The sequence below is a fragment of the Streptococcus vestibularis ATCC 49124 genome, from assembly GCF_000188295.1.
GTDB classification, from domain to species: Bacteria; Bacillota; Bacilli; order Lactobacillales; family Streptococcaceae; genus Streptococcus; species Streptococcus vestibularis.
Genome location: NZ_GL831112.1, coordinates 168,674 through 174,679, shown reverse-complemented (window position 1 = coordinate 174,679; position 6,006 = coordinate 168,674). Strand labels below are relative to the sequence as shown.

Sequence of the window (6,006 nt, the reverse complement as noted above, 5' to 3'; positions counted from 1 at the left end):
AAAAAGCAACAGTCTCGAGCACCATTGCTTTTTCGTTGTCTTAAGCTGAAAGAACTTTACGTCCTTTACGACGACGAGCTGCAAGAACGCGACGCCCGTTTTTAGTTGACATACGGTGACGGAATCCGTGTTTACGTTGACGACGGATTTTACTTGGTTGATAAGTACGTTTCACGTTGAATACCTCCTGATAAATTTCGTATTCGTTTAGCCGGCTATTTTTGATCAGTTACTAAACATACCATATTATTTTATAGTAATAGCATGCTCTTGTCAAGAAATACTTAGAGATTATTTTCACCATATCTTGAAGTACTAGAAGATTCATTAATAAAAAGGACAGACCAATAACCGTAGTAGAATAGAAAAAGGCATCACCCGCTCCATGTCCCGAAAAGAAACACCAGCAGATAATGCCTGTATCGAATGGTTCCATCCTGTTCTCAAGTATGAAACCTTCTATCTCCATAAATGGATAAACTTAACCAAAGATAGTATAACAGATATTGTTAAAAATTACATCCTATTTTATAATGAAACTAGAATTCAACAAAAATTAAATGACCAGTCTCCTGTAGAGTACAGAAAACTGGTCGTATAAGAGTTTTTTTGCTTGTCCCATTATTGGGGTGCAGCACCATAAGAATAGTTTTTGTAAGCAATAAACTCTATTCTAATTATACTTTTGTCACCACAACATAACGATTAGGATCATCACCTTCTGAGTGACTTTCTACACCTTCAATTTGAGAGAGAGACTTATGAATGATTTTACGTTCGCTGTTGGTCATTGGATCCATCACATACTCTCTCCCTGTTTCTTTTACTTTGGCTGCTATTTTTTCTGCTAAGTCAATCAGAGTCTCTGTACGTTGCTCCAAATAATCACGAACATTAAGAACAACACTTGAGCGTTTAGAATGACGGTCGTGCAAATAATTTTGTGCTAAAAGTTGTAAAGACTTAAGAACCTTACCGTGATAGCCAATAACACGTCCTGGCTGGTCTGTCTCAATCTGTATAATGATATTACGACGATTGTGACTAACCTCCAGACTAGCATCAACATCCATTTCATAGATGATTTTTTCAAGATAAGATAAAACGTCATCTGCAGCCGCTTGAACATCTTCTAAATTGCTTTCAGAAGATTCATCTGAACTAAACTCAGATGCCACAAAAGAGCTGAAATCATCTTCTGATTCTGAAGTTTCTACAGTCTGAAGTTGAGCAACAGGTTCTAGTTTGGGCGCAAGAGAAGTAACCTCAGGTTCTGTAGCATCCTCTTCTGATGACTCGCGCTTAACAGATAAAGGAATGATTGTCGCCTTTGGTTGCTCCTGTATTTTACCAGGCAACTCTTTCCCAAAGGTCTCAGTAGCCACTGGTTGCGTTAAGATTTCCTGTGCCTCTTCTTTATTATCTGAAACCGTAACAAGCTTTGTCACTTTCTTGGAAGCAATAGTTTCTTCTTTGGAACTTGTAACAAAATCATCCGGATGTTTTACAGCATCAGGAGCCACTTTAACGGTGTTTTGATCTGCTTCATGAGCTATCTTTTCATTTATTGGTTCAACGCTAACTCGAGCTGGCTTCTTTCCGAACCCTAAAAAACCTTTTTTCTCACGAGAAATAACCTTAATATGAGCCTTCATACGGGGTAAATTAAGATCTTTCAAACCTTTTTCGATAGCTTGTTCGACTGTTCGTCCAGAATAGACAACCATAATAAGCCTCCTTATTTACGTTTATGCGCCTTTTTCTTGGCACGACGAATCTTAGCTTCACGTTCTTTTTCTTCTGCTTCCAAACGATTACGTTCTTCAATGATTTTAAACGGATTATTAAAAGCCAAAATCTGAACAACTTGGAAGGCGTTTGAAACTGCCCAGTAAAGTGCTACCCCTGAAGAAATCTGAGTTCCAAACCAGAAAATAAAGATTGAAAGCATGATATTCATAACAAGAAGCATTGCACTACGATCTTTAGCCGCCTTATTTGTCAACCAAGTTGAAAGGAAAGTGAAAGCAGCCGCCAAAATCGGAAGAATAAAGTAAGGGTCTTTTTGACCTAAGTCAACCCACAAGAAGGTTCCTTCTCGCAACTCAGGCACACGTGTAAGGGCTCCATAAAGAGCCATCAAAATAGGAAACTGAATTATAAGAGGAAGGAGACTTGCGTAAGGATTTACACCATGCTCTTTATAAAGTTCTTGTTGTGCATAAGCAAGAGCTTCACGATTCTCGCGTCCAGGATACTCACTCTGCAAGCGACGTAACTCTGGCTGCAACTCTTGTAGTTCACGGCTTGACTTAATTTGGCGATTATACAGAGGAATCATTACCGCACGAATTAAAATCGTGAAAATAATAATACCTAATCCAATAGAACCACCAAATGAAAGCCCTTGAATAGCCTTCCCAAACATTAAAATAAGACGTTCCCAAAGGCCTGTAGAGTGACTTGTAACATCACTTCGTCCACACGCAGACAAAAGCAAGAGAGCTCCTGCACCTAAAACAGATATATTAAGTTTTTTCTTCACTAAAAACTCCTTTTTAATACGATAAAGAACTGCTTCGCTTCCATTCATTAAGAGTATCTCAAAAATCAGGAGTGATTTTAGTTTATCCTACAATGTAAAGAAGCAAAATAATTTTTTAGCCCTTATACAACTTTGCTATTTTTAAGACATGAACGAGATTGCTATAAATGTCTTGATAACTTAAGTCTTCGACACCTTTACGAGCAATAACGACAAAATCTTGATGTTCTAACTGAGATGACATGTCCATCAGTGCATGTCGTAGACGACGTTTTACCCGATTCCGAGTAACCGCATTACCAAGACGCTTACTGACCGACAAACCTACTCTAAAATGAGGCAGATCACGATTCAGACTGTAGACAACAAATTTTCGATTAGCAACACTGTGTCCTGCATCAAATAATGCTTTAAAGTCTTTCTCTTTCTTAACGCGATAAGATTTTTTCAAAATGCGACTCCAAACTCAAAATTAGTACTATTATATCATAAATAGCAAAAAAGCCCAAAACCTTATGGTTAGGGCCTTAAAGACTTATTTTTTTAGAGCTTTTTGAGCTTCTTTGATTTGCCATTTAACCTGGTCAAAACCAGTTCCACCAAGGGAATGACGACGCTCAACAGCTGTATGAGATTTGAGTGTCTCATAGATGTCCTCTTTAATTAAATCTGAAACTTCTTGATAACGTTCGAGAGGAACATCCTGAAGGTAATAACCGGCTTTGGTACACTCAAGAACGAGCTTTCCAACAATCTCATGTGCTTCACGGAATGGAAGGCCTTTAGCCGCAAGATAATCAGCCAACTCTGTAGCATTTGAAAAATCTTTCTCTGTTGAATCTGCCATATGTTTATCGTTAACAGTCATTGTATTGAGCATGCCCGCAAGAATATCAATAGCGACAGTAATCGTTTCCACCGTATCAAACATACCTTCTTTATCTTCTTGTAGGTCTTTATTATAAGCCAAAGGTAGTGATTTCATCACAGTCAACAGTCCAATCAGATTACCATAAACACGACCTGATTTTCCACGAATAAGCTCCGCCATATCTGGATTTTTCTTTTGAGGCATAATGGAAGAGCCTGTTGAAAAAGTATCAGATAGAGTTACAAACTTAAACTCGTTAGAACACCAGTTAATGATTTCTTCACAAATACGTGTCATATGCATCATGAGAATACTTGAGTTTGACAAGAATTCGAGAATAAAGTCACGATCGGAAACAGCATCCAAGGAATTGCTATATGGCTTTGCGAAGCCCATTAAGTCAGATGTCATATTACGATCAATTGGGAAAGTTGTCCCTGCCAGTGCAGCAGCTCCGAGTGGAGAGATATCCGTATGCTTGATATTAAATTCAAAACGTTCGGCATCACGTGTAAACATGTTGTAATAAGCCATCAAGTGGTGACCAAAAGAAATCGGTTGTGCATGCTGCAAGTGGGTGTAGCCTGGCATAATTGTGTAGGTATGTTTATCTGCTAGGTTGACTAAAGTACCACGTAAGTTATCAAGTTTCTCAATAACTTCCACGAGTTTGGCTTTTAGATACAAGTGCATATCCGTTGCCACTTGGTCGTTACGTGAACGTGCTGTATGAAGTTTTCCTGCTACTGGTCCAATTTTAGCCGTTAAAAGACTTTCCATATTCATATGAATATCTTCGTTAGAAACATCGAATTCTAGCTTACCAGACTTATATTCCTCCAGAAGCTCTTCCAAGCCTTGTTTAATTTGTAAAGACTCCTCCTTGGTAATAATTCCTGTCTCACCCAGCATGGTTACATGGGCAATAGACCCTTTAAGGTCAAACTCTGCCATTTTTTGGTCAAATGAAATTGAAGCACCAAATTCTTCGACCCATTTTTCAAGACTAGCTTCGAACCGACCGCCCCATAGTTTATGATTTTCTGCCATAGTTTTATGTTGAAGATTGCCCCACACTGGGATAATCTTCCATCCTTTCTTAATACTTATAACAAGCAACGACCTCTTTGGTCACAATAACTTAAATGAAAAAAGCTAGATAGTATTTGTCTAGCTTAATTTGTCTCTCTGGACACTTGTTTTCCTAAAACCCGATCTCTGTCGTAGTTTATTTAGGCTCGTGACGCCTCTCAGAACGTCTTCACGAGAATAATATAAGTTATAAGAAAAGAGTATCAGATGCGTCTCCCTGTCCACTTTTATCTGATATTAAGAATTTTTCTTCTCATATCCTACTTTTCTTATGAAATCTGTCATTAATTGTCAAACGGATGGTTAACTTGTGAATTAACCTGAGTTGGAAGACCCCAAAGCTTGATAAATCCAATCGCAGCATCCTGATCAAAGCTGTCAGCTGATGTGTAAGTAGCCAAGTTTTCATCGTACAATGAATTAGCTGATTGACGTGCTACTACTTGAGCATGCCCTTTGTAAAGTTTAACTTTAGCGATACCATTAACAACTTTTTGTGTTTCCTTAATATAAGCAATGATAGCTTGTGTTGCTGGGCTAAACCACAAAGCATTGTAGATAAGGTTTGACAATTCATTTTCAAGAATTGGTTTAAAATGAGAAACTTCACGTACCAAAGTTAAGTCCTCAATTTCTTTATGAGCTGTCAAAAGGGCAATAGCTCCTGGACATTCATAAATTTCACGAGATTTGATACCTACAAGACGATTTTCAACGTGGTCAATACGTCCTACACCATGCTTACCAGCGATAACATTCATTTCTTGGATAAGGTCAGCCAATTTCATTTCTTTACCGTTAAGAGCAACTGGCTTCCCTTCTTTGAAAGTAACATCGACATATTCAGCTTCATCTGGCGCAAACTCTGGTGAATTGGTAATTCCAAAAGCCTCTTCTGGAGCTTGATTCCAAGGATTTTCAAGAACACCACACTCATTGGCACGTCCCCAAAGGTTTTGGTCGACTGAGTAAGGATTATCAAGGTCTGCCGGAACTGGAACACCATTGGCCTTAGCATACTCAATTTCTTCCTCACGAGACCATTTCCACTCACGCACTGGTGCTACTACTTTAAGATCTGGATCTAGAGCAGCGATGGCAACTTCAAAACGAACTTGGTCATTACCTTTACCAGTACAACCGTGAGCGATAGTTGTTGCTCCTGTTTTATGAGCAATCTCAACCAATTTTTTAGAAATAATTGGACGACTAAGCGCTGAAACCAAAGGATATTTTTGTTCATAGTAAGCGTGAGCTTGAAGTGCTGGAAGCACATAATCTTCAGCAAACTCATCTTTAACATCAAGCACGTATGACTCAACAGCTCCAACTGTCAAAGCTTTATCATGGATAAACTCAAGATTTTTACCTTCACCGACATCCATACAAACGGCGATAACATCGTAATCTTTTTTAAGCCATGTAATAGCGACTGAGGTATCAAGACCTCCCGAATAGGCAAGAATAACTTTCTCTTTTGACATAATATTTTTCTCTT

At 38.5% G+C, this 6,006-nt stretch carries 7 protein-coding genes; 1 reads left to right on the top strand and 6 read right to left on the bottom strand.

All coding sequences use genetic code 11. The features are described from left to right. Positions 1 to 40 precede the first annotated feature (40 nt). On the bottom strand, positions 41 to 175 hold the full coding sequence (gene rpmH, locus HMPREF9425_RS00935; protein ID WP_002885866.1) for a 50S ribosomal protein L34: 135 nt from the start codon (positions 173 to 175) through the stop codon (positions 41 to 43). Positions 176 to 385: 210 nt separating this feature from the next. Between rpmH and HMPREF9425_RS00930 the strand changes: the two genes are divergently transcribed. After that, positions 386 to 601 carry an IS3 family transposase gene (locus HMPREF9425_RS00930; protein ID WP_003095977.1) on the top strand — a complete coding sequence of 72 codons (216 nt, stop codon included), beginning with the start codon at positions 386 to 388 and terminating at the stop codon, positions 599 to 601. A 76-nt stretch (positions 602 to 677) separates the two neighbouring features. Here HMPREF9425_RS00930 and jag read toward each other — a convergent pair whose 3' ends face one another. From jag to HMPREF9425_RS00905, 5 genes are all read right to left on the bottom strand, one after another. Further along, the gene (gene jag, locus HMPREF9425_RS00925; protein WP_003095976.1) at positions 678 to 1,727 is read right to left on the bottom strand and encodes an RNA-binding cell elongation regulator Jag/EloR; all 1,050 of its coding nucleotides are present in this window, start codon (positions 1,725 to 1,727) and stop codon (positions 678 to 680) included. A gap of 11 nt (positions 1,728 to 1,738) precedes the next feature. Further along, positions 1,739 to 2,545 carry a membrane protein insertase YidC gene (locus HMPREF9425_RS00920; protein WP_037621260.1) on the bottom strand — a complete coding sequence of 269 codons (807 nt, stop codon included), beginning with the start codon at positions 2,543 to 2,545 and terminating at the stop codon, positions 1,739 to 1,741. A 115-nt stretch (positions 2,546 to 2,660) separates the two neighbouring features. Continuing rightward, entirely contained in the window at positions 2,661 to 2,996 is a 336-nt protein-coding gene (gene rnpA, locus HMPREF9425_RS00915) for a ribonuclease P protein component (protein WP_003095974.1), read from the bottom strand. Positions 2,997 to 3,080: 84 nt separating this feature from the next. Further along, positions 3,081 to 4,466 (bottom strand): argininosuccinate lyase, encoded by a 1,386-nt coding sequence (gene argH / locus HMPREF9425_RS00910; RefSeq protein ID WP_037621621.1) that lies wholly within the window; start codon positions 4,464 to 4,466, stop codon positions 3,081 to 3,083. Positions 4,467 to 4,792: 326 nt separating this feature from the next. Then, on the bottom strand, positions 4,793 to 5,992 hold the full coding sequence (locus HMPREF9425_RS00905; RefSeq protein WP_037621258.1) for an argininosuccinate synthase: 1,200 nt from the start codon (positions 5,990 to 5,992) through the stop codon (positions 4,793 to 4,795). Between the last annotated feature and the right edge of the window lie 14 nt (positions 5,993 to 6,006).

Bases quoted from the DNA above. Each gene is read 5' to 3' on its own strand.
- HMPREF9425_RS00930 (WP_003095977.1), top strand. From the start codon at position 386: ATGTCCCGAAAAGAAACACCAGCAGATAATGCCTGTATCGAATGGTTC.
- jag (WP_003095976.1), bottom strand. From the start codon at position 1,727: ATGGTTGTCTATTCTGGACGAACAGTCGAACAAGCTATCGAAAAAGGT.
- HMPREF9425_RS00905 (WP_037621258.1), bottom strand. From the start codon at position 5,992: ATGTCAAAAGAGAAAGTTATTCTTGCCTATTCGGGAGGTCTTGATACC.
- argH (WP_037621621.1), bottom strand. From the start codon at position 4,466: ATGGCAGAAAATCATAAACTATGGGGCGGTCGGTTCGAAGCTAGTCTT.